The organism is Streptomyces sp. NPDC001880 (assembly GCF_053594575.1).
Map to the genome: position 1 here is coordinate 1 of NZ_JBSFET010000270.1, position 1621 is coordinate 1621.

At 66.0% G+C, this 1621-nt stretch carries 2 protein-coding genes and 1 pseudogene; 2 read left to right on the forward strand and 1 reads right to left on the reverse strand.

Translation table 11 applies throughout. The features are described 5' to 3' along the window. Positions 1–389: pseudogene (locus tag ACWCQ6_RS37165) on the forward strand (peptidoglycan-binding domain-containing protein); the annotation flags it as partial. 118 nt (positions 390–507) lie between these two features. Here the strand turns inward: ACWCQ6_RS37165 and ACWCQ6_RS37170 are convergent. Further along, positions 508–1248, reverse strand: a complete 741-nt coding sequence (locus ACWCQ6_RS37170; protein WP_451096915.1) for a hypothetical protein — start codon at positions 1246–1248, stop codon at positions 508–510. 150 nt (positions 1249–1398) lie between these two features. On the opposite strand from ACWCQ6_RS37170, the gene ACWCQ6_RS37175 reads away from it, so the two are divergent. Continuing rightward, positions 1399–1621: hypothetical protein (locus ACWCQ6_RS37175; RefSeq protein WP_451096917.1), on the forward strand; the 223-nt coding region annotated here is incomplete at its 3' end.

Consider the following 1621-nt stretch of genomic DNA (forward strand, 5'->3'; position numbering starts at 1 on the left):
CCCAGCGGCAGGCGCTCGCGCAGCTTGCCGCGGCCGGGATCAAGGCCCCGGTCGGCCGGACCTCCCTCGAAGGTGTCCGGGCCCGTACCATCCAGGGTGTCATCGCTCTGAAGAAGGCCAGCGGCGGCTGCACCATCGTCATCACGGGCGGGACCGAGTCCGGTCACAGCACCCGGGGCACCCGCTCCCACGCCAACGGTTACAAGCTCGACCTGCGTACCCGTGACGAGGGCCGCTGCGTGACCAACTGGATCAAGACCACCCAGCGCAAGGGCGCTCCCCGGGGCACCGGCGCCCGCTGGCACGGCACCCTGAACGGCATCACCGCCGAGTACGTCTACGAGGTTCCCCGCAGCGGCGGCATCCACTGGGACATCACCTTCATCTGACCCTCCTGCCCCCGCGCTCGTCACCGGCGGCGCGGGGGCAGCCGCCACCGCACTATCCCGCACCCCTTCCTCTTCCCGGACCCCTGGGACGGGTGCCGGGATGTTGATCGGGCCCTGTTCAGCTGTCGAACCAGACGACGAGTCTGACCGCCTCGTTCCCGTGCAGTTCCGCGAGAGTGCGCATGACTGTCCAGACGGGCGTCCACTGCCCGTCCGGACGGACGACGTCTTTACGTCTGAGGCGGCCTATACGAAACAGCCGGTCGCCGTCGCACCATTCGGTGCCTTCCGGGAAGTGGAGGCCGGCGCGGTTGGCGATGTCTTCGGGGCAACCGCAGAGATCGAGGAAGGCTTGCGGGGCGGCATAGTGCCGTTCGTACAACTGCCAGCTGCCGTCGGCATGACGACGGTGCTCGTGTACGTAGGGGTCCGGCTGCAAGGACAGCTCATCCCAGTCGGCCTTCTCGACTTCCGCCCAGCTGATCGAGGTTGGGCTGTGTCCCTCGTGGTACTCATACAGATCACGGACACGTTTCGACACATCGGGTGGAAGACCGCGGGCGGCTGCGAGCGGTTCGAAGGCCTTATCGTCGGTGATCTTGAAATCATTGCGGACCCCGAAGAGACATCCGAAGGCGTCGTAGTCCCGCGCGTCGTACAGGTGATCCAGGTTGATGGCGGCATGCCAGCAGGAGTCGTTCTCGTAGTCGCGATAGCTGCGGCGGCATTCGATGAAGCCGTGTATGTCACATCCCATGCAGACCATCTTCGTGATCCAGGACAGGTGCCCGCCACCCAAAAAAGAGCCGATGGCAGCCGCATACCACACGGCCAGCCGACGAGACGGTCTTCTGGGCATTCACTGATACCTCGGGCACAGCGGTCGCCTCATTCGGGAGAGGCCGGTCGACGGCTGCGAGCAGGGGAGAGACAGCGATCATTTCGGGCGCGGTCTCGTGGCGGGCGGGCCATGTCCTGAAGCGCTTCTCGTGTGTGCACGACGAAGGCATTGCAGGCACGCTCTGCCGTCGACGCGGTGGTCACCGCGCCCGCCGGCGCCCGGCCCGGCACCGGCCACAACTCCCAGCCCGGCCCTTCCGGGTACTCGTTGAAGTTCACCAAGAACCAGAAGTACCTGATGTACTCGACCCTCGCCCTCGTCCACAACGGCAAGGCGGTCAAGAGCTACCGCGCGAACTCCGGCATGGGCAGCAAGGACACCTGCCTCTCCA

Coding starts and splice junctions, on each gene's coding strand:
- ACWCQ6_RS37170 (WP_451096915.1), bottom strand. CDS start 1,248: ATGCCCAGAAGACCGTCTCGTCGGCTGGCCGTGTGGTATGCGGCTGCC.